The sequence below is a fragment of the Clostridium aquiflavi genome (assembly GCF_031344075.1).
GTDB classification, from domain to species: Bacteria; Bacillota; Clostridia; order Clostridiales; family Clostridiaceae; genus Clostridium; species Clostridium aquiflavi.
Genome location: NZ_JAVJAN010000012.1, coordinates 36439 through 59386 on the forward strand (window position 1 = coordinate 36439; position 22948 = coordinate 59386).

The following is a 22948-nucleotide window of genomic DNA, read 5'->3' on the forward strand; positions in this document are numbered from 1 at the left end:
ATAAAACATAATTTTAAAATATGATATGCCTAGTATATCATATATTAACATTTTTAAACATATACCTGAAAATAAAAAATAAAATAGTGCACCAAATTTTGGTGCACTATTTGTGTTAATATTAGATTGCTTTCATATTTCTAGCAGCTACAATATCAACGCCTGTTCCTAATACATCTTTAACTATAACATCTCCAATTTTAACTGGTGCTTGTAATTCTACTCCAGATAAAACTTCCATGCATTTGAAGTTAAGACCCTTTGGAATTGCTCCATTAGTTTTTACTGGTATAACTGGAAGTTGTCCTCCCTTTACTTTAACAGTTGAAGTTATTACTCTAACTGGGTGAGTAACTTCGTTTATACCGTATTCTGCACCTCTTTTACAAGTGTTACCTGTTACAGTATTATTTTCTGCGTCTACTTTTAAATGACAACCCATTGGGCAGCTTATACAAATTAATTCTTTTATCATCTTATTCACCATCCTCTAATGATATTGTAATATCATCTTTAACTTTTTCTAATAAAGGCTTACTTAAAATAACCTTTTCCATTTCTGATGGTGCTAAGTGAGCTCTCTTAAACTTAGCAATTTCTTCACCATTACATCTTACAACTAAAGCCTTATTATGATAAATGTTATTAACTCTCATGAATATAGTTAATTTATCGTCTACTGCTTCTACATCAAGTTTTTGAGGTACTGTATAATTAACATTTTGTCCATTAATTATATTTACATAACTACCTTTTTTAAGTTCTTTCTTAATGTATTTAGCAGCTGCTTGTCCAGCATGTTTTGATTCTTGAGTAACAAAGTCAACTAAGTCATGAACGTGTACTACATTACCACAAGCAAATACTCCATCCATTGAAGTTTCCATGTTTTCTGTTACTATTAAACCATTAGTTCTGTTATCTTTTTGAATACCAGCATTTGTTGATAATTCATTTTCTGGGATAAGACCTACTGATAATAATAATGTATCAACAGTAAATTCTTTTTCAGTTCCTTTAATTGGTTTTCTGTCTGGACCAACTTCAGCAATTACAACTTTTTCTACTCTTGTATCTCCTACTATATCAATTATAGTGTGTGATAAGTATAGAGGAATATCATAATCATTTAAACATTGAACAATGTTTCTGTTTAATCCATTAGAATATGGACATAATTCAACAACAGCTTTAACCTTAGCACCTTCAAGTGTCATTCTTCTAGCCATTATTAATCCGATATCTCCAGATCCAAGTATTAATACTTCTTTACCTGGCATATATCCTTCCATGTTTATATATCTTTGAGCAGCACCTGCTGTGAATACACCTGCTGGTCTGTCTCCAGGAGTATTTATAGCTCCTCTAGTTCTTTCTCTACAACCCATTGCAAGAATTACTGCATTTGTTTTTAAAGTCATGTAGCCTTCTTCTGAATTCATTGCATGTACAGTTTTGTCTTCATCTATATTTAATACCATTGTATCTAATTTAACTTCTACATCTGTATCTTGTAACATATCAATAAATCTGCTTGCATATTCAGGACCTGTTAATTCTTCTTTGAAAGTGTGAAGCCCAAATCCATTATGTATGCATTGATTTAGGATTCCTCCAAGTTCTTTGTCTCTTTCTAATATTAATATCTTCTTGATTCCATTAGTATATGCTTCGTGTGCTGCTGCAAGTCCTGCTGGACCTCCACCAATTACTATTAATTCATAACTCATAATTAAAGCCTCCTACTTAGTTTTTCCTGTTAAAATGTAAGAACCGTCTTTTTCTTGTACTACTTCTTCTAATTTAACACCACATTCTCTTGCTATTATTTCTTGAACTCTTGGTCCACAGAATCCGCCTTGGCATCTTCCCATTCCTGGTCTACATCTTCTCTTAACACCGTCTAGAGAAAGTGTTCCAAATGATCTCTTTATAGAATCAACGATTTCACCTTCAGTGATGCTTTCACATCTACAGATCATTCTACCGTATTGTGGGTTTTTCTTAATCATTTCAGCTTTTTCTTCAGCTGATAATTCCATAAAGTGAACTTGATGTCTCTTAGCTATGAAGTTATCTTTCTTAGTTAATTTAAGACCTGCATTACCTAATATTTCAACTACTGCTTCAGCTACAGCTGGAGCTGAAGTTAATCCTGGTGATTTCATACCAGCAGCATCAACGAATCCTTTAACTTCATCATTTTCTTCAATTATGAAGTCTCCTGTACTTGGTGTTGCTCTTAAACCTGCAAAGTTTCTTATGCTTTCTCTGAAATTAATCTTTGTAGTAGTATGCATAGCAGATTCTCTTATAGCGTCTAATCCTTCACCATTTGTTCCTAAATCTTCTTTATCTTCGATATCTATAGCATCTGGTCCTATGATAAGGTTACCATGTATTGTTGGACTAACTAATATACCTTTACCCATTTTAGAAGGACAAGGGAATATTGTATGAGATACTATTTTACCTTGAGATTTATCCATTACATAATATTCACCAGTTCTTGGAGTAATATTAAATGTTTCTTTACAAATCATATTGTGTACTTTATCTGCATAAAGGCCAGCAGCATTTACTATATATTTAGCTTCTACTTTTTCTCCATCAGTAGTTTCTATTATAAATATTCCATTTTCTTTTTTGATTGAAGAAACTTCTTTTTTAAGTTTAATTTCTCCACCATTAGTTACACCGTTTTCACATAATGCAATTGTAAATTCAAACGGTCCAACTATTCCACCAGTTGGTGCATATAAAGCTCCATGAACTTCATCTGTAAGATTTGGTTCCATTTTTAATAATTCTTCTTTATCTATAACTCTTAGGTTTCTAACACCTATTTTAGTACCATTTTCACAAAGATCTCTTACTGTTTGCATTTCTTCTTCTGAATGAGCTACAACTAATGAACCATTTCTTTTAAACGGAACATCTAACTCTTTACAAAGATCTTCATACATTTCATTTCCTTTTACATTGTACTTAGCCATTAAAGTACCTATCTTTGGATCGAATCCAGCATGTACTATTGCTGAGTTAGCCTTTGAAGTACCCATTGATACATCCTTTTCTTTCTCTAAAACAGCTACTTTTAAGTTATATTTAGTTAATTCTCTAAATATAGAAGCTCCAATGACACCAGCTCCAATTATTGCTACATCATACATATTTTATCCTCCTTTTATATAACAAAAGAGCCAATCACAAACACAAATTACAAATAACAAGTAATCTGTCTTTGTGCTTGACTCTAATTCTCTAAGCACTTTTTATTTACTTTATATTTATATTATAACATAAATGTTTAGGTTTGTCTACTATTCTGCCCAACCTTTAACTCTTGAAACTGCATTTTTCCATCCTTTGTTTAGCTTTTCTCTCTTAGCACTTTCAAAAGTTGGTCCATAGCTCTTACTAACAGCCCATTTAGTTGCAATTTCTTCTTTAGATTCCCAGAATCCAACTGCAAGACCTGCTAAGTAAGCAGCTCCTAAAGCTGTAGTTTCAGTGATGATTGGTCTAAGAACTTGAGTATTTGAAATATCAGCTTGGAATTGCATTAATAAATCATTTCTACTAGCTCCTCCATCAACTCTAAGTGATGCTAATTTACATCCAGCATCTTCTGCCATAGCAGTTAATAAATCATTAGTTTGATAAGCTATTGATTCTAATGCTGCTCTAATTATATGATTTCTATTAGCTCCTCTAGTTAATCCAAAGATAGCTCCTCTAGCATACATATCCCAATATGGTGCTCCTAGTCCAACGAATGCTGGTACTACATAAACTCCACCATTATCTTCTACTTTTTTAGCAAAATATTCTGAATCTGCTGCATCATGGATGAATTGAAGTTCATCTCTTATCCATTGAATTACAGCTCCACCAACGAATACTGATCCTTCTAACGCATATTCAACTTTATCATTTATACCAACAGCAATTGTAGTTACAAGACCATTTTTGCTAAGAACCATATCTTCGCCTGTATTCATAAGTAAGAAACAACCAGTTCCGTAAGTGTTTTTAGCACTACCTTTTTCGAAACAAGTTTGTCCAAATAATGCACATTGTTGATCTCCAGCCATACCAGATATTGGAACTCTAACGCCACCAACGCCGCCAAGATTAGTATGACCATAAACTTCTGAAGAATTCTTAACTTCTGGTAACATAGAAGTTGGTATTCCTAGTTTATTGATGATTTTTTCATCCCATCTTAATTCTTTTATATTGTATAGCATAGTTCTAGAAGCATTAGTGTAGTCGGTTACATGAACCTTACCATTTGTTAACTTCCAAACTAACCATGTATCAACTGTACCAAATAATAAATCGCCTTTTTCAGCTTTTTCTCTTGCGCCTTCAACATTATCTAAAATCCATTTAATTTTAGTTCCTGAGAAGTAAGCATCTAATAATAATCCTGTATTTGCTTTTACATATTCAGCAAATTCTTCGTCTTTCTTTAATTCATCTACTATACCAGCAGTTCTTCTACATTGCCATACTATAGCATTGTAAACTGGTTCCCCAGTATTTTTATCCCATACAATTGTAGTTTCTCTTTGATTTGTTATACCTATAGCTGCTATTTCATCAGCCGTAATGTTAGTTTTTGCTAATACTTCTTGAAGTACTCCATATTGGCTTGACCATATTTCTAGCGGATTATGTTCTACCCAACCTTCATGTGGATATATTTGTGTAAACTCTTTTTGGCTTACACCTACAATATTTTGTTCCTTGTCGAAAATAATAGCTCTTGAACTTGTAGTTCCTTGATCTAACGCTACAACATATTTACCCATTTAATTCACCAATCCTCTCATCATAAATAAATAAATTTTATAAATAAAGCCAAATAAAACTTTTTTGCTTTATAAGACTATACTAACTAAATCTAAAGCCTACATATTCCATATTTTATTTTTAGTTGTTGAGACACATGTTGCACCTGAACTTAGCGCTAACATAACATCCTCTTTAGTTTCAATCAGACCGCCTGCAACAACCGGTTTATTTGATTTTTTTGATATAATTTCTATAACTTTTGGAATAACTCCTGGTAACACTTCTAATGCATCGCAATCTACTACTAAATGATTTTCTGCATTTTTTAATGATAACGTATCAAATATAAATACTCTTTGTATTGCTACTAACCCATAATTTTTTGCTATCTTTACTACTTGAGGTTTTGTACTAATAATTCCTTTAAATTTAGTTTCTTGTTTTAAGAATTTTATAACAACTTCTTTATTCGTAAAGCCTTCTACTAAATCAATGTGAATCACACCTACTTTACCTTTGGAAACTATTAATTCACTAATTTCTTTAATGTTCATTACGTCTCCAAATAGTACAAAAATTATTTCAGCTGAGGATTCTAATGCTACGTCTAATTGTTTCATATCTTTTACTGCTGCTATTATTGGATTTTCTTCTAATAATTCTTTAATATTATTCATTGTGCACCCTCTATACAAACGTTTTCTTTTGATGTTTTTATTATTACACACTTGTATAATCTTGTCAACATTGTTATTTTTTTAACTTTCTTGATATGACTCGTTATATATCTATTCTTATGCTTATTTACTCTCCTTTATTAATAAATTGTTAATTAATAAAATATTTTTTACAGGAATTCAGCTTTAAAATTTATAATAAGTATTATTTTTATCATTCTTTTATTTATATGTTCTTAAAACATGACCTTTATTTTAAAATAAAAAACCAGTCATATAATAAACTACTCCCTTTATAAAGAAAACAGTTTTATTATTTTAACTGTCTACTATAAAGAGAGCATATCATAAATCTATTTTTTAATCTACTCTTTAAAATCTTCTATTCTTATTATATTGTCTATTTTATTTACAGAACTTAAATTAGATATTTCATTGCAAGAGCTATATATTTGAGCTTGAGTTGTCTTATGTGTAACTAAAACTATTGTTACTTGACCCTCTTCATTTTCCTCACCTTTTTGAATAACTGATCTTAAACTAACATTATGTTTTCCTAAAATAGCAGTTATTTCACCTAAGACTCCTGATTCATCTAATACAGTTGCTCTAATATAAAACTTACTTTCAACATCTTTTATATCTGATATTTCTCTATCCCATAAATTATTTTTTACTACTGAATTATAATTTTCTAAATCAACATTACTTCTAAGCATAGAAATAACATCACTAACTACAGCACTACCTGTTGGTAAATCTCCTGCTCCTCTACCATAAAACATTAAATCACCAACTGCATTTCCCTTTACAAACACAGCATTAAATGAATCATATACATTAGCTAGTGGATGTTTTTTAGGTATCATAGTTGGATGAACTCTTAATTCAAGTTTTCCCTTAACTTCTTTTACAATTGCAAGCAATTTAATAACCATTTTAAATTCTTTTGCATATTCCATATCTATAGGATTTATATTAGTTATTCCTTCCCTATAAACATTATCTACGTCAACCTTTGTTCCAAATGCCAATGATGAAAGTATTGCTAATTTATATTGAGCATCATAACCATCTATATCAGATGTAGGATCTGCTTCTGCATAACCTTTTTCTTGTGCTTCTTTTAAAGCTTCGTCAAATTCTAATCCATCACATTCCATTTTAGTTAAAATATAATTTGTAGTACCATTTATAATTCCATATAATTCTTTTATTTTATTTGCAGTCAAACTTTCATCTATTCCATTTATTATTGGAATTCCACCTGCAACACTTGCTTCATATTTAAACATAACATTATTGCTATCAGCTTTTTCAAAAAGTTCATCTCCATGTGTTGCAATTAACATTTTATTTGCTGTTACAATATGTTTACCTGCATTCATGCACTTTATCATATATTCCTTAGCTGGATCTATTCCTCCCATAATTTCAATAACTATTTTGATAGAATTATCATTTAATATTTCATCAAAACTTGTAGTTATAAGTTCTTCTGAAACTTCTACTCCTCTTGCTTTGCTTTTATCTCTTACAAGAATCTTAGCAATTTCAACTTCATAACCTGAACGTTTCATTATTTCTTCTTTATTAGAATTTAAAATCATACAAACACCACGACCAACATTCCCCAATCCTAGTAGTGCTATTCTAACTTTTTTCATTTTTATTCCCCCTTATTGCATATAATTGCTAATAATACTATTCTCTTTCATTATATTATAATGTTTCTGTGTAACTTTTACCATATGATTTTTATTTTTATATTATTAGGAAAAGCATACGGTTTAATATTCAACTTACTTAATTTGCATAAATATAATTTAGCACTTTATATGAAGTTAATAAATTATAACAGACAAAAAGAGTATTGATAATCCTATTTATCAATACTCCTTTTGTTATGAGTTAATCTGTAAATAAACAAATAAACCCTTGTCGTTTAGACTCTGCCCAGCTTTTCTTGTGCACATGTCAATATTGTACTGAAACAAATCAGTTTTTCATATTATTAATGACCACATCCATCATGGCTACATGTATGATTAGATGGGAATTCTGTTAATTCACCTTTTTTATATGCTTCTAAGTTTTTGTTAACATTTCCTTCTATTGCTTTAAAAACTTTAATTCCCATAGAATTAAGTTTTGTAATAGCACCACTTCCTATTCCACCTACTATTACTGCATCTACAATTTCACCTGATAATGCTTTTATTGGTTGGCATTTCCCATGTTCATGACCTAAATCACCATTGTTTAATGATTTAACTTCATTAGTTTCAGTATCACATATTATAAATAATGGTGCTGTTCCAAAGTGATTATATGGAATACTATTTACACCTTCATTTGATTTTACTGGAAAACATACTTTCATTGTCAATTCCTCCTTAATTAATTCTTTTTTAGAACATTTTTTGTTTTTGCAATTTGATAAACACATAAGAGATCCTACTTTATAATTCTTATCTTTAGAATTTAAGCTTAATGATATATTATCGCTATTAGTTATTAAATTTAAAAACTTAATAGCATCATTTATTCTCTCTTCATTTAAATCATAAATAATATAATATCCTATTTTATATCCTATTATAAGTTGCGATTCTTTCAATATCTTTATATGTTGAGAGACAGCTGCTTCACTTATTCTTAAGTGCTTTGCAATCCCTTTTGCGCACATATTTTTTTTAGATAGTAATATTAATATATTTACTCTTGTTTCATCAGCTATTGCTTTAAATAAATTTATAAAACTATTCATAAAGACCTCTTATATAATCTAATTAAGTATTTGCTTAATTAGATTATAATCCTATTGTAAATATTTTTCAAGTAATAAACAAAATAAGTTACCTCAATATTAAAAATTGAGATAACTTATTATTTAATAGCTAATCATTTAATTGATCTCCATCATAAGATATCATTCCACCATAAACATTTATAACATCAAATCCTTTTTCTCTTAGATCAATACACACGCTAGCTGTTCTTGCTCCCGATCTACATATCAAATAATATTCCTTGTTTTTATCTAAGTAATTATCTGCATTATCCAATAAATCATGCATTGGTATGTTTTTAGACGTCTTAAGACTTCCTACTCTATATTCAAAAGGCTCTCTTATGTCTATCAATTCTATCTTTCCTAATAATTCATCTATTTCACTTACATCTATAGTCGTTATTTTCTTATTAGTATTTTCATTCATTAAATCTAATCCTCCTTAGTATTTTGCTATGTTTAAAATATCATTGATATTATATATCAATATTCACTTAAAACAAAGCTAAGTATCTAAGTAACTCTAAATATTTACAATTAAGTTACCTAATGAAAATTATTATTACTTAATAATAATAATAATAATAATATGTAATCTCAAAAAATTCCAAATATTATTGGTATAAATATAGCTGGGATCATGTTTGCAACTTTAATTTTGCTTACCCCAAGTATATTTAATGCTAATCCAATAATTAAAATACTCCCAACAGAGGACATATTGGATATAATCACATCATTTAATATTGCAGAAAGACTATTTGCTAATACAGTTATTATTCCCTGATAAATAAAAACTACTACTGAAGATAACATTACACCTATACCTAATGATGAACTAAAAATAATTGATGATACTCCATCTAATACTGATTTAGCAAATAAAATTGTATGATCACCTCTCAAACCACTTTCCAAAGATCCTACTATAGCCATAGCGCCAACACAAAATAATAAACTTGCTGCAACAAATCCTTCTGCAATAGAAACTTCATTTTTAATTTCTTTTTCATCTACATTTTTATAATTTAATCTATTTGCCATAATTTCTCCCAAATAATTCAATCTTTTGTCAATGTCAATAATTTCTCCTATAAGTGAACCTATAGCAATACAAAGAATTATTTGTAAAGTATCTTCACCTTTTAAAGCTCCTGATATTCCGATATAAAGTGCACATAAAGCCAACCCACTCATTATTGTAGAACTAATTTTTTCAGTTAATTTTCCTTTTAGAAGTAATCCTATTAAACATCCACATATTATAGATATGGAATCTACTATAGTCCCAAACATATCCCTTCTCCCCTTACATTTTAATAATTTATTCAAGTATTATACCATAAAATTGTATTTTAATCTTAAATTCACATTTGTATGTTTAACTACAATTACTAATCTTTTGAATATAAATTGTTTTTATTAGACATATTAAGCATATGTAATAAATTTAATTAACACAATGAGGTGATTTTTAATGTACAAAAAAGCAAAACTTAAATTATATATTCCACTGCTATTATTAATTACTATTTTTTCTTCATTCTTTTTAAACTTTAATATAGCTTTAGCATTTAATGAACCAAATAATAAAAGTGATGTAAATCTTATAGTTGATAGTTTAAAAAAAGATAAAATTCCCAATAATTTTAGAACTACTTCTAATCTAACAAATATACAAAACAAATCTTCTTTAAATTTAAAGGGATTAGAAACTTTAAATACATCCGGAAGTCAACAATTTTCTAAAGATAATTTAGATATTTTAACAAAATCTATAGAAAGTAAACTTCCTATATTAATTATTGATTTAAGACAAGAATCTCACGGATTTCTAAATGAATACCCCATTAGTTTTGCAAATGAGAAGAATGATTCTAACTTAGGTCTTAGCAAAGCAGCAGTTACATTTAAAGAAAAGAAAGATTTAAAAAGTATAAAATTAAATACTCCATTTAACTTTTATAATCATCCAGAAATAAGCGTAATTCCAAAAGAAGTTTTATCTGAAAAACAAATTACAAAAACTCATTCTTTGAATTATTCAAGAGTTCCAGTAACAGATACAAAGCTACCTACAAATGAGATAATCGACTGTTTTATAAATATTGTAAAGGAATGTTCAAAAGATAATTGGATACATTTTCATTGCAAAGCAGGATTTGGTAGAACAACTACTTTTATGATTATGTACGATATGATGAAAAATTATAAAAATGCTACTTCTGATGAAATTGTAAAAAGACAATTGGCTTTAGCTAGTTTTAATGAAAAAGAAATATCTGAATTTTCATCAAATGACCGAGTTAATTTTTTAAATAAATTCTTCAATTATTGTAAAGATACTAATGGAAACTTTGATACAACTTGGAGTTCTTGGTTGAATAACTCTCAAAAGCATTGATAAATTAATCAATATACTTTAATAGGGATATTAGCAATTTAAAAATCTTTCTAATATCTCTATTTATTATCTATACTCTTATAATTTATAATTTTCTTTTAAAAATTTTGCTAAATCTAAACTCACTTTATCAGCTCCCCATATATTGGTATGACCTATGTTATTCATATCTTCTTTAAAATCAAAATTAATTTCACTCATTTTTTTTGACAAAGAATAATTTATAAATGGTATATTATTTTCTTTACTTATAATAGATACTTTATTAAACATAGCAGCATCATCTTTGTACCAGCCTTCAAAATCATTGCTTGAATAATCATAAGGAGCATTTGTAAATATAAGCTCAAATTCTTTTTCTTTTGATAGTTCAATGAATTTATATAAATATTCTTTAGATTTAGCTGGTATTTCTCCTATTATATCATTTTCTTGTATACCTTCTATACCGTATCCATACTTTTCACTTCCTGCCTCAAACCCATTTATATCAGAGTTGCCTGATATATTATACTTTGTATAATCGTACTCTGTTAATTCTCCCCATCTATTGTGATACTTAAAAATAGGAAATATATATGATATATAGTCTTTAGATGGTGTACAATTAAAAATCGCTTCTAACTTGTTATAAGAAAATTTCATATTATCTAAAACATTTCTAATATATGATTCTTCTCCATATTCATTTTCTAATCCTAAATAATATAAGTCTAGTATTACTATATCAACATTTTTTTGTGTCTTTAATGCTTCTTTTAATAAATAATAAGTAACGTCTATGGGTTGCCCTCCAGTGGCATAATTAAAACTAGTTATACCACATTCATTATATAAAACTTTAGGATCTATAGATCCATTCATATGACTAGATCCAAGTAATAATACCTCATACTGTTTCTCTTTATTATACAATCCTTCAGTTAATTTTTCTAAATGCCCTGGATATTTAAATATTGGAGATAATATATTTAATATAAAAGCAATTATAAAAATCAGTGTAAATCCTTTTATTAAAAACTTTTTAATCATATTAACCTCCTAAAATTGAAAATATATAAATTGCTGTGCACTATAACCTGAACCATAAACCCCGAATATGCAAATTATTATAATTACAGAAATGTACATAGCCCCTCTAAAAACAAAATTTTGCGTAGAAAAAATTTCTATTAAATTCTCTTTTTCTTGTAAATTATCCATAAATATTACTATAACTATTCCTATAATAGCCATAATAAACTCATATGAACTTAATCCTAAATTATATAAACTTTGATCACTTAATACCCAAGGATTATATACAAATAAGTTATTTAATATTATCTTTATATCACTAAAAGAATTAGCTCTAAAAAATATCCATGCAAAATTAACCAGTATAAAGGTTATTAATATTTGTGATAATTTAAAGCTGAATATATCTGTTCTTATATTATATTTATGTATTATTTTATTTTTTATAGGCTTAATTATGTCACCTATAACTTGATAAATACCATGTAGTGTACCCCATATTACAAAATTCAGTGATGCTCCATGCCATAATCCGCTTGCTAAAAACACACTCATAATATTTAAATATGTTCTAAATTTACCTTTTCTATTCCCACCTAATGGTATATATAAATAATCTCTAAACCATGAACTTAAAGTTATATGCCACCTTTTCCAAAAGTCTTTTATAGATTTTGCTAAATATGGTTGCTTAAAATTTTCTGAAAGTTCAAATCCCATTACTTGCGCTGATCCTATTGCTATATCAGAATAAGATGAAAAATCACAGTATATTTCAAAAGTAAAAAATAAAGTTGCAATTATAAATTGAAATCCGAAATACTCATTTGGTGCATTATAAACCGTATTAACTAAAATAGCCAATCTATCTGCAATAAATATTTTCTTAAAAAATCCCCATAGCATTTTTATAAGACCATTTTTTACTCTGTAGTAATCAAATTCATACACTTCGTTAAACTGTGGAAGTAATTTTTTAGATTTCTCTATAGGACCTGCCACTAACTGTGGAAAAAACGATACAAACAACGCATATTTACCTAGATTTTTTTCTGCTTTAATATCCCCTCTATATACATCTACTGTATAACTTAAAGCTTGAAAAGTATAAAAAGATATTCCAACAGGTAAGAGTACATCAAAATTCGGAAATTTAATTATAAAATCAATAGTTGTTCCTAATCTAACTATAATGTTTGTAAAAAAATTATAATATTTAAATAAAAATAGTATTCCTAGGTTAATAACAAAACTTAATATAATCCACAACTTTTTTATATCTTTAGCTTTTTTTACATCTTTTACTGTATTATTTGTTCTTTCAATTAATATTCCACTTAAATATGTAACTATAGTTGATAATCCTATTAAAATTGCATATTTAGGATTCCAACACATGTAAAAATAATAACTAGAAAATAATAACCATATCCATCTTATCTTAAATGGAATAAGAAAATATAACATAGTTACTATAGGAAAAAACACTAAAAAGTGTATTGAATTAAATGACATATTCTATATCCCTCGCTTTATTAATCTCTATATATTATTATTTTTTCCTTAATACTAGCTTAATAAACAAAGTTTTTGAATTATATTTGCAATAAAAAAGCCTATCATAATAATTATTTTTATTATGATAGACTTTTGTTTTTTATTATTTTAAATTTTATTATTCTTGTTCTTGTTTTTCTTGTTTTGGAAGTATTCCAATTCCAAGCTCAGTTAATTGTTTTTCATCAGCTATATTTGGAGCTTCACTTAAGTAACAATATGCATTTTGATTTTTAGGGAATGCAATAACATCTTTGATGTTTTCTGTTCCAGCTAAGAACATTATCATTCTATCAAGACCAAATGCTAAACCGCCATGTGGTGGTGGACCAAATTTAAATGCTTGTAATAAGAATCCAAATCTTTCCCATGCTTGTTCTTCAGTAAATCCTAATGCTTTAAACATTCTTTGTTGAAGTTCCATATCATGAATTCTTATAGAACCTCCACCTAATTCTTCACCATTTAATACTAAGTCATATGCCTTAGATCTTACTTTACCAGGATCTGATTCAAGGAATTCTAAATCTTCTTCCATTGGTGCTGTAAATGGATGATGGCAAGCTGTATATCTTTCCTCTTCTTCACTATATTCAAATAGTGGGAATTCAGTAATCCATGTGAAGTTAAATTCATTTTTATCTTTTATTAACTCAAATTGTTTAGCAAGCTCTAATCTTAAAGCTCCTAAGCTTTGGAATACTACAGATTCTTTATCTGCTACTATTAAAATAGCATCTCCAGTTTCTGCTCCCATAGTTTCTATAATTGAATTTGTAACATCGTCAGTTAGGAATTTAGCTATTGAAGATTTAACACCATCTTCTTTAAGTTGGATCCAAGCAAGGCCCTTAGCTTTATAAGTCTTAACAAATTCTCCAAGCTTATCAAGTGGTTTTCTACCTAGTGTAGCTCCACCCTTTAGGCATAATGCTCTAACACTTCCACCAGCTTCTATGGCAGATTTAAATACAACAAAATCCATATCTTTAACGTCTTCTGTTATATTAGTTATTTCCATACCAAATCTTAAATCTGGTTTATCTGAGCCGTATTTTTCCATAGCATCTTTAAATGTCATTCTCTTAATTGGAAGTTTAACATCTACTCCAGCTACTTCTTTAAATACGTGAGCTATTAAGCCTTCATTTAATGCCATTATATCATCTTGTTCTACAAAGCTTAATTCCATATCTACTTGAGTAAATTCTGGTTGCCTATTAGCTCTTAAATCTTCATCTCTAAAACATTTAACTATTTGATAATATTTATCGAATCCAGACACCATTAATAATTGTTTAAATATTTGTGGTGATTGTGGAAGAGCATAAAACATACCTGGATAGTTTCTTGAAGGTACTAAGTAATCTCTAGCTCCTTCTGGAGTACTCTTTGTAAGCATTGGAGTTTCTACATCTAAGAAATCATTTTTTTCTAAGTAATCACGAATAGACTTCGTAGTTTTACTTCTAATTTCAAAGATTCTATGCATATCTGGTCTTCTTAAATCTAAATATCTATATTTTAATCTAATATTTTCAGCTGCATCTAAGTTTTCTTTTATATATATTGGTGGTGTTTCTGATTCAGAAAGAATCTTTAATGATTCACATTTCAATTCAACAAAACCAGTAGGCATGTTTTCATTAACACTTTCTCTTTTTACAACTTCTCCAGTTACTGCAATACAGTATTCTGGTCTAACGCCTTTTGCCTTTTCAAAAGCTTCAACATTTATTTCTTCACCAAAAACAACTTGCATGATACCTGTTTTATCTCTTAAATCAATAAAATCAAGACCTCCAAGTTTTCTATTTCTTTGAACCCATCCCATTAATGTAATCTTTTGACCTACATGTTCTTCTCTAGGTTCGCCGCACATCATCGTACGCTTTAAGCCATTTAAAGCTTCACCCATTTTCATTTCCTCCTAACACTTTTCCAATATACAATACATTAAATATAATTTATATATTGTATATAATCTTTTTGCACATATTTATTTTTGTGCATATATTTGTTATGAATCTAATTAAATATTATATTTAGGCTACATTCTAAGCAACTGAATATATTATAAATATCAAGTAATTTTATGCTTAATTGACACTTATAATATAATCAGAGTTTCAAAACATAGCAATTATTTAACTATTTTTTGTATTTCTTCTATATTATCTAATGAAAGATTAAATATTTCTCCATCTTCCATTCTCTTTAAATTAATTTGATTATTTTGTAATTCATCTTCACCTAATATAGTAGTGAATTTAGATCCAATTTTATTAGCATATTTCATTTCTGCTTTTATACTTCTTCCCATATGATTAATTTCACATTTAACGCCTAAACTTCTTAAATCATGAGCTAACTTGAATGCATATTTTTTTTCTGCATCTCCTCTTGCTCCAATATATAAATCTACCATATTTTCATTAGGGATCTCAATGCCTTCATTTTCAAGAGTCATTATTATTCTTTCTTCACCTATAGCAAAACCTACTGCTGGCATTTCAGGGCCACCAAGTTCTTCTACAAGTTTATCATATCTTCCACCACCACATACTGTGAAATCATCATTTATTATTTCAAAAATTGTCTTTGTATAATAATCTAGACCTCTTACTATGCCTTGATCTACTACATAAGAAATTCCTAAAATATCTAAATGCTCTTTTACTTTATTAAAATGTGTTTCACACTCTTCACATACATAATCTAAAATTTGTGGAGCATTCTTTGTAATTTCATGACATTTTCTTTCCTTACAATCTAAAATTCTCATAGGATTTTTTTCAAATCTACTTTTACATGTGTCGCAAAGATTTTCATAATTTTCTTCTAAGAATTTTTTTAATGCTTCATTATATTTAGCTCTACAAGTTGGACATCCTAAATTATTAATATGTAAACTTAAGCTCTTTAAGCCTAATTTACTTAAAGTATCCATAGCGACCTTTATTGCTTCAACATCCATTGTAGGTTCTTTAGATCCAAATATTTCAATTCCACATTGATGAAATTGTCTAAGTCTTCCCTTTTGAACATTTTCATATCTGAAAGTTGGTGTTATATAAAATAATTTTGTAGGTTGAGCTTCGTTAAATAATCTATTTTCAATAAAAGCTCTAACTGCTGGTGCAGTTCCTTCTGGCTTTAAAGTTACACTTCTATTTCCTTTATCATTAAAAGTATACATTTCCTTTTGAACTATATCAGTAGTATCTCCAACCCCTCTTAAAAATAGTTCTGTATGCTCAAACATAGGTGTCCTAATTTCTCTTATTCCATAAGCCTTTACTATATCTCTAAATGTATTTTCTACATAATGCCACTTATAAGCATCCTGTGGTAACATGTCTTTAGTACCTTTCGGTGCTTGCATTTCCATTGCCATAATTCATCCTCCTTATTTAAACATAAAATTATTAATTCATCTAATATAGTGTATTTAATAATTTTATCTTCTTATCAATCATTTCATCTACTCTATTAACATATTCTCTAATGTCTTTTAGATTAGCAAATCTTTCAATTCTATCTTCATCTAGAAATATTATTTTACTAACAGCATCTGCCCCTAAAGCAATTACTGTTTGCTTTTCTTCAATCATTTCTATATTGTAGACACATTCTTTGCCCTTTTTAGCATATCCTACATTCTCCATATTTCCAATCATATTTTTTTGTCTGTACATATAATATGGTGAAATATCTAGATGTTTTGCTAAATTCCTACTTTCTTCATACATTTTTATTATCTCTTCTTGTTTCGGAATGTCAAGTCCCTTTTTCAAGATAAAGTTTTCATACATTCTAGAACCTCTTTTTAAACAAAGCCCATGAACGGTAATACTATCAGGATTTAATTTTATTAATTCATCCCTAGTTTTTATTAATTCTTCATGACCTTCACCTGGTAATCCTATTATTATATCCATGTTAATATCATCAAATCCAAGTTCTCTTGCCATCTTAAACTTTTCTTTTATATCATCTACAGTATGATTTCTACCTATTAATTTTAATGTCTCATCATTCATAGTTTGTGGATTTATACTTATTCTAGTAACATCATACTCTTTCATTGTTTGCAACTTATCTAAAGTTATAGTATCTGGCCTTCCACATTCAACAGTAAATTCTTTAATGTTTTTTTCTTTAACAAATCCATTATATATTTCAGTCATAACAGATTTGAATTGTTCATCATCTACTGAAGTTGGTGTTCCGCCACCAAAATAAACCGTTTCTATTTCTAAATTCTTTTCTTTTACATATGAACTAATACCTTTAATTTCTTTAATTAAAGCCTCTAAATAAGGTTCAACCATTTTTTTATTTCCAACTATAGAATTAGATGTAAATGAACAATATAAACATTTAGTTGGACAAAAAGCCATGCCTATATAAATAGAAATTTTATCTTGTTTCTTATTTACAAACTTCTCTTCTGATTTAGCAACTTCTAAACATATTTTCGCTTTATCTTCATATGCTAAATAATCATTTTTAAATATATCCATGATTTCTTCTTCATTTTTGCCTTCTTGTATTAGCTTTAATGCTATTTTAGATGGTCTAATTCCTATTAAAATTCCCCATGGATATTCATCTTTTGTTATTTCCTTTAAGCAAGAAAAAACGAACCTTCTAAGAGATTGTTTTATATTATCTCCTAAAGATTCTTCTTTCACATATTCCTCATGGGAAAATCTCATGATTTTATCATCAATATAAAAAGAATAATTGTATTCGTCATCTAAAAACTTAATCTCACTTAAAGGAAAATATATATTGAATAATTGGTATACATCATATCTATACTTTAAGTTATTTAAATTAATTTTAATTTCCATATCTTCTCCCTAGTATATTAAAAAACTATTTTTCCTTTTTTCATATCCTATTGTAGACACTGGTCCATGTCCTGGATAGACTTCTATATCATCTCCAAGTATTAATAGTTTTTCTTTTATACTCTTTATAATTTCCTCAAAATTGCCACCTGCAAAATCAGTTCTTCCAATTGAGCCTTGGAAAAGTGTATCTCCAGTAAATAATTTATCCTCAATGAAAAAACAAAGTCCACCTTTTGTATGGCCTGGTGTTTCAATAACTTTAAATTCTTTATCACCTAATTTTATTGTATCACCTTCTTGCAAGTACCCAGATGCCTTTGGTAATGTGCCAAAAACAAAGTTATCTTTTTCCATATACTCTTCATCTATTTTATTTATATAAAATGGAACTTTAAAAGCTTCACTTAATTCAACTACTCCACCTACATGATCCATATGTCCATGTGTTAATAAAATATACTTTACATCTACCTTTAAAGAATCAATTATACTTTTTAGTCTTTCAGCATCTCCGCCTGGATCAATTATCCCACATTCTTTTGTGTTCTCATCTATTACTAAGTAACAATTTGCTTCATACATTCCTGCTGGAATTGTTTTTATAATCAATATACACACCACCTAAAATAAAAATTTATTTTAAAAGTTTTTACTACTATCTAAAATTATTGTTACAGGGCCATCATTATTGATTTCAACTTTCATATCTGCTCCAAATTCTCCCGTTTCAACTTTTAGATTTGATTCTTTTAAAAGACTAAGAAATTCTTCATAAAGCTCTTTGGCCTCTTCTCCACCTTTAGCTTCCATAAAGTTAGGTCTTCTGCCTTTTCTACAATCTCCATACAATGTAAATTGAGAAATAATTAATAACTCGCCTTTTACATCTAATAAAGATAAATTCATTTTTTCTTTCTCATCTTCAAAAATTCTTAAATTAATAACCTTATCTCTTATGTATTTCAAATCCTCTAATGTATCACTTTTAGATATTCCTATCAATACATTGAGTCCTTTTCCTATTGAACCTACTATATTGCCATCAACTTTAACATTTGATGATGTTACCCTCTGTACTACTGCTCTCATATTACCCTTCCTTAACTATTCATTCTATATACATCTAGTATACCTTTTATACCTTTTATTTTTTTCATAAGATTTTTCAATTCATCAATAGAAGTAATTTTTATCTTTATATTTATAAATGCCACCCCATCTTTTGCTGGATTTGCATTTAATGCACTTAAATTTAATTTTAAATCAGTTATAACACTCATTATATCAGTTAAAATACCCATTTTATCATCTGACTTAACTTGAATTTCCGCAAAATATGCAGTACCTTTAGCTATTCCCCAAGCTACATCTACAACTTTATCTGCATCTGTTTGAATTAGATTTTTTAAATTACTACAATCAGTTCTATGAACTGAGACACCTCTACCTTTAGTTATATATCCAAGTATCTCATCTCCCGGAACCGGATTACAGCACTTAGCAAATCTAACCATAAGATTACTTTCACCTTTTACCGTAATACCATAATTATCAACTGATCTTTTTCTCTCAGTTTTTAATATATGCTCTTCTATTGTTTTACTCAATACATCTTGATTATCTTTATCTTTATGTGGTTCATTTTCTTCCTTCAGTCTTGAAACAAAAGAAGATGGAGAAATTCCTCCAACGCCTATTAATACATGTAAATCCTCAATAAAATGAATGTTATATCTTTTAATTAATCTATCATAGCTTTCACCTTTAGCTATATCTATAAAATTAACCCCTTGTTTTTTTAGTTCTTTTTCAAGAAGTTCTTTACCTTTTAATATATTTTCTTCTTTTTTAGCTTTTTTAAACCACTGTTTTATTTTACTTTTTGATTGATTACTTTTAGCAATGTTTAACCAATCCATATTAGGTCCTTTTGAATTAGATGATGTAAGTATCTCAACTATTTCACCAGTTTTTAATGTATAATCAAGTGGAACTATTCTTCCATTTACCTTAGCTCCTACACATTTATGTCCAATATCAGTATGTATTCTATAAGCAAAATCTATTGGAGTTGCTTTTGCACATAGATTTATTACAACACCTTTTGGAGTAAAAACAAAAACTTCATCAGAAAATAAATCTATTTTAAAACCCTCTATAAATTCTTCTGCATCCGATGTTTCTTTTTGCCATTCTAACATATCTCTAAGCCATACTAACTTTTTCTCAAAATCTTTTACTTTATCTTCTTCATTTTTGTCGCCCTCTTTATATTTCCAATGGGCTGCAATTCCGTATTCTGCTGTTTTATGCATTTCAAAAGTTCTTATTTGAATTTCAAAGGTCTTCCCTTGATTTCCAATTACTGTTGTATGTAGTGATTGATACATATTAGGCTTTGGCATAGCTATATAATCTTTAAATCTACCTGGTATTGGCTTATATATTGTATGAACTATTCCCAAAACTCCATAACAATCTTTAACTGAATTCACCAATATTCTAATAGCTGTTAGATCAAAAATTTGTTCTATACTCTTATTTTTATTTATCATTTTTTTATAGATGCTATAAAAATGTTTTGGTCTACCTTCAATATCCGAGTCTATTCCAGATTCATCTAATTTCTCTTTTAAATAGCAAACCACTTCGTTTATGTATGTTTCTCTTTCTACCCTTTTTTCTGCTATTTGCTCTACTAATTGATAATATTCATCTTCATGTAAATATCTAAAAGAGAGATCTTCAAGTTCCCATTTTATTTTAGACATACCAAGTCTATGAGCTAAAGGAGCATAAATATCTAATGTTTCCTTTGCTTTTAATTTTTGTTTTCCTTTTGGCATGAATTTAAGTGTTCTCATATTATGAAGTCTATCTGCTAATTTTATAATTATTACACGTATATCCTTAGCCATAGCAAGTAACATTTTTCTAACATTATCAGCTTGCTGCTCTTCTTTTGTTTTATATTGTATTTTTCCAAGCTTAGTTACTCCATTAACTAAATTTGCTATTTCTTCATTAAAAATAGTTTTCATACTCTCATAAGAACATGTTGTATCCTCAATAACATCATGAAGTAAGCCAGCTGCAATTGTACTTGTATCCATTCCAAGTTCTGCAAGAATTTCTGCTACATCTATTGGATGAATTATATATGGCTCTCCCGATTCCCTTTTTTGCTCCTTATGTGCATCTTCTGCAAAGAAATATGCTTTTTTTATCATTTCTACATCAACATTATGACAATTGGTATGAATCTTTTTCAATAATTTATCAATCATAAGGATAGCTCTCTCCTTTTGCTAAATTTCTGTAAATTCAAAGGCTGGTTATGTAACCAGCCTTTTCTTCTAATTATATATTATTTTATCAGTATTTTCAATAAATTTAAATGTCATATTGAGTTAATGATATTACATCATACTCACCTAATTTATCTCTTCCTTTAAGATCTATTAATTCTATTAAAAATGCAAGTGAAATTACTTCTCCACCAGCTTGTTCAACTAATTTAGCAACACCTTCTACAGTTCCGCCAGTTGCTAATAAATCATCTACAATAGCAACTCTTTGACCTTTTTTAATAGAATCCTTATGAATTTGAAGTGAATCACTACCATATTCCAAATCATACTTAACAGAGATAGTTTCTCCTGGTAATTTACCTGGCTTTCTAACCGGAACAAATCCTGCACCTAATGCATATGCAACTGGAACACCAAATATAAATCCTCTTGCTTCTGGTCCAACAATTAAATCAATATCTTTATCTTTTAAATATTCTACAAACATATCAATTGAAGCTTTTAGTCCCTCACCGTCTCCTATTAATGTAGTTATATCTTTAAAGCTTATTCCTTCTTTAGGAAATCCGTCAATTATTCTTATTTTTTCTTTTAAATCCATGTTTACTCCTCCAAAAATGTTATTTTAGATTCAATAACTTTTATTTTAAAAGCTCATTTTTCTTTGAACTATACAGATATTTAACAATCTGATCTGCCCTATCTTTGTCATCAGTAGTTAACAATTCTAGTACTATTCTTGCATTGTCCATAATTCCAACAGGTCCTATTGTAGGCGTAATAAATTCTATCATGCTATCCATTGCATGACAATCAAACTCCATTATGCTATTAAACTCTATTACCGATCTCAACCCATTATTATTTGTATTAAATAGAAACTTGTTTCCCTCTTTAATAAATACCTCATTTTCCCCTTTTATTGGAGTATCTGTAAATTTTACTCCCATAAGAATTAAATCCAAATATTTATTAATACTTTTCATATTATAATATATAGCTATTGATTGCATTAACTTAAACGTTAAAGCACTTATAGATAAATCCTTATACCTATATTGACAGCCTTTTTGATTTGGATTAATGTATATGTATTCATCTATAAACTTACTCTCTTTATTTTCAAGAACAATTAAATTTATACCTAATTTTTTACATAAATTTATTTCTTCTTGCGATTTTAACCCTAAGCCTAAAGTTATTAACAGTTCAGCACCCAAAAAATCCACATTATTCTTTATGTCTTTAGAATTAAGTTTATCTCCACCATTTTCTTCATCATATATCAGATATTCAACATCTGCGTTTAAATACTTTAATACAAGTATTAGAGAAGCAGTGGCACAAATACCATCAACATTCGAAGTACCATAAACAATTATTTTCTTTCTATTATTCACAGCAGAGACTACTCTCTCTAATGCTTTGTTCATACCTTTAAGTATAAATGGGTTATATCCAGTAATATAATTTGGACAATAAATACTTTCCCAGAACTTACGCATTGCTTACTCCTCCATAAA

At 28.3% G+C, this 22948-nt stretch carries 20 protein-coding genes; 1 reads left to right on the forward strand and 19 read right to left on the reverse strand.

Annotated features, from left to right (window positions below; all coding sequences use genetic code 11):
- Positions 1–121: 121 nt before the first annotated feature.
- From RGC78_RS05810 to RGC78_RS05850, 9 genes are all read right to left on the reverse strand, one after another.
- Positions 122–475: a DUF1667 domain-containing protein gene (locus RGC78_RS05810; RefSeq protein WP_205449259.1), complete on the reverse strand. Its 354-nt coding sequence runs from the start codon at positions 473–475 to the stop codon at positions 122–124.
- Between the two features lies 1 nt (position 476).
- Positions 477–1730, reverse strand: coding sequence for an NAD(P)/FAD-dependent oxidoreductase (locus RGC78_RS05815; RefSeq protein ID WP_309556216.1), 1254 nt, complete (start codon positions 1728–1730; stop codon positions 477–479).
- Between the two features lie 12 nt (positions 1731–1742).
- Positions 1743–3173, reverse strand: a complete 1431-nt coding sequence (locus RGC78_RS05820) for an NAD(P)/FAD-dependent oxidoreductase (RefSeq protein ID WP_252212476.1) — start codon at positions 3171–3173, stop codon at positions 1743–1745.
- A 150-nt stretch (positions 3174–3323) separates the two neighbouring features.
- Positions 3324–4820, reverse strand: coding sequence for a glycerol kinase GlpK (glpK, locus tag RGC78_RS05825; protein WP_252212477.1), 1497 nt, complete (start codon positions 4818–4820; stop codon positions 3324–3326).
- 99 nt (positions 4821–4919) lie between these two features.
- Positions 4920–5480, reverse strand: a complete 561-nt coding sequence (locus RGC78_RS05830) for a glycerol-3-phosphate responsive antiterminator (protein ID WP_252212478.1) — start codon at positions 5478–5480, stop codon at positions 4920–4922.
- Positions 5481–5845: 365 nt separating this feature from the next.
- Complete coding sequence (locus RGC78_RS05835; protein ID WP_252225562.1) at positions 5846–7147, reverse strand: homoserine dehydrogenase; 1302 nt, start codon at positions 7145–7147, stop codon at positions 5846–5848.
- A gap of 347 nt (positions 7148–7494) precedes the next feature.
- Positions 7495–8250, reverse strand: coding sequence for a metalloregulator ArsR/SmtB family transcription factor (locus tag RGC78_RS05840; RefSeq protein ID WP_309556219.1), 756 nt, complete (start codon positions 8248–8250; stop codon positions 7495–7497).
- A gap of 130 nt (positions 8251–8380) precedes the next feature.
- Positions 8381–8701 carry a rhodanese-like domain-containing protein gene (locus RGC78_RS05845; RefSeq protein WP_252212480.1) on the reverse strand — a complete coding sequence of 107 codons (321 nt, stop codon included), beginning with the start codon at positions 8699–8701 and terminating at the stop codon, positions 8381–8383.
- A 170-nt stretch (positions 8702–8871) separates the two neighbouring features.
- Positions 8872–9570: a DUF554 domain-containing protein gene (locus RGC78_RS05850; RefSeq protein WP_309556221.1), complete on the reverse strand. Its 699-nt coding sequence runs from the start codon at positions 9568–9570 to the stop codon at positions 8872–8874.
- A gap of 181 nt (positions 9571–9751) precedes the next feature.
- Between RGC78_RS05850 and RGC78_RS05855 the strand changes: the two genes are divergently transcribed.
- On the forward strand, positions 9752–10678 hold the full coding sequence (locus RGC78_RS05855; RefSeq protein WP_309556222.1) for a phosphatase domain-containing putative toxin: 927 nt from the start codon (positions 9752–9754) through the stop codon (positions 10676–10678).
- Positions 10679–10756: 78 nt separating this feature from the next.
- On the opposite strand, the gene RGC78_RS05860 is transcribed toward RGC78_RS05855, so the two are convergent.
- The 10 genes from RGC78_RS05860 to RGC78_RS05905 all read right to left on the reverse strand — a co-directional run bounded on the left by RGC78_RS05860 (position 10757) and on the right by RGC78_RS05905 (position 22930).
- Positions 10757–11710, reverse strand: a complete 954-nt coding sequence (locus tag RGC78_RS05860; RefSeq protein ID WP_309556224.1) for a hypothetical protein — start codon at positions 11708–11710, stop codon at positions 10757–10759.
- A 9-nt stretch (positions 11711–11719) separates the two neighbouring features.
- On the reverse strand, positions 11720–13210 hold the full coding sequence (locus RGC78_RS05865; protein WP_309556225.1) for an MBOAT family O-acyltransferase: 1491 nt from the start codon (positions 13208–13210) through the stop codon (positions 11720–11722).
- A 160-nt stretch (positions 13211–13370) separates the two neighbouring features.
- Positions 13371–15170 carry an aspartate--tRNA ligase gene (gene aspS, locus RGC78_RS05870; protein WP_309556226.1) on the reverse strand — a complete coding sequence of 600 codons (1800 nt, stop codon included), beginning with the start codon at positions 15168–15170 and terminating at the stop codon, positions 13371–13373.
- Between the two features lie 225 nt (positions 15171–15395).
- The gene (gene hisS, locus RGC78_RS05875) at positions 15396–16649 is read right to left on the reverse strand and encodes a histidine--tRNA ligase (protein WP_309556227.1); all 1254 of its coding nucleotides are present in this window, start codon (positions 16647–16649) and stop codon (positions 15396–15398) included.
- Between the two features lie 40 nt (positions 16650–16689).
- Positions 16690–18111, reverse strand: coding sequence for a coproporphyrinogen III oxidase (locus tag RGC78_RS05880; protein WP_252225565.1), 1422 nt, complete (start codon positions 18109–18111; stop codon positions 16690–16692).
- A 9-nt stretch (positions 18112–18120) separates the two neighbouring features.
- Positions 18121–18723, reverse strand: a complete 603-nt coding sequence (locus tag RGC78_RS05885; RefSeq protein WP_252212488.1) for an MBL fold metallo-hydrolase — start codon at positions 18721–18723, stop codon at positions 18121–18123.
- A gap of 30 nt (positions 18724–18753) precedes the next feature.
- Complete coding sequence (gene dtd, locus RGC78_RS05890) at positions 18754–19203, reverse strand: D-aminoacyl-tRNA deacylase (protein WP_252212489.1); 450 nt, start codon at positions 19201–19203, stop codon at positions 18754–18756.
- A gap of 11 nt (positions 19204–19214) precedes the next feature.
- Positions 19215–21401, reverse strand: a complete 2187-nt coding sequence (locus RGC78_RS05895; RefSeq protein WP_252212490.1) for a RelA/SpoT family protein — start codon at positions 21399–21401, stop codon at positions 19215–19217.
- A 106-nt stretch (positions 21402–21507) separates the two neighbouring features.
- On the reverse strand, positions 21508–22026 hold the full coding sequence (locus RGC78_RS05900) for an adenine phosphoribosyltransferase (protein ID WP_252212491.1): 519 nt from the start codon (positions 22024–22026) through the stop codon (positions 21508–21510).
- Positions 22027–22066: 40 nt separating this feature from the next.
- On the reverse strand, positions 22067–22930 hold the full coding sequence (locus RGC78_RS05905; protein WP_252212492.1) for a DHH family phosphoesterase: 864 nt from the start codon (positions 22928–22930) through the stop codon (positions 22067–22069).
- Between the last annotated feature and the right edge of the window lie 18 nt (positions 22931–22948).